Below are 544 nucleotides of genomic sequence, written 5' to 3' on the forward strand. Positions count from 1 at the left end.
CTTTCCGCACCAGAAAAAGTTTAAGCAGAGATTCAGGTATTCCATCGCCATGCAGGACATCGCCGGGGAGATAGCCCGGCTGAAGGGGGAGCAGGACGCGATACTCCTGGCGCACAACTACCAGAGGCCAGAGATCCAGGATGTGGCAGACTTTTTGGGCGATTCTCTCGGTCTGGCGATGGAAGCGTCCAAGGTTGACAGAAAGAACATAATCTTCTGCGGTGTGGACTTCATGGCGGAGTCCGCGAAGATACTGAACCCCGACAAGAAGGTGGTGCATCCCATCGTTCCTCCGCATCTGATCGCAAAATGCCCAATGGCGGCAATGGCCGATAGGGAAACGGTACTGGGATTCAAGAACGAACATCCTGGGGCCGCCGTGGTCTCGTACGTCAATACCACCGCTGAGGTGAAAGCGGTCAGCGATTATTGCTGCACATAATCCAACGCCGTGAAGATCGTCTCCAGAGTGCCCGAGGACAAGGTCATTTTCGTACCAGACGAACACCTGGGCAATTGGGTGAAGAGATCGGTCAAGGATAAG

At 54.4% G+C, this 544-nt stretch carries 1 pseudogene; it reads left to right on the forward strand.

What is annotated here, in order from left to right:
* Nucleotides 1–49: 49 nt before the first annotated feature.
* Nucleotides 50–544 (forward strand): annotated as a pseudogene (nadA, locus tag LN415_09990) (quinolinate synthase NadA).

This window comes from Candidatus Thermoplasmatota archaeon, from assembly GCA_022848865.1.
Taxonomy (GTDB): Archaea; Thermoplasmatota; Thermoplasmata; order RBG-16-68-12; family JAGMCJ01; genus JAGMCJ01.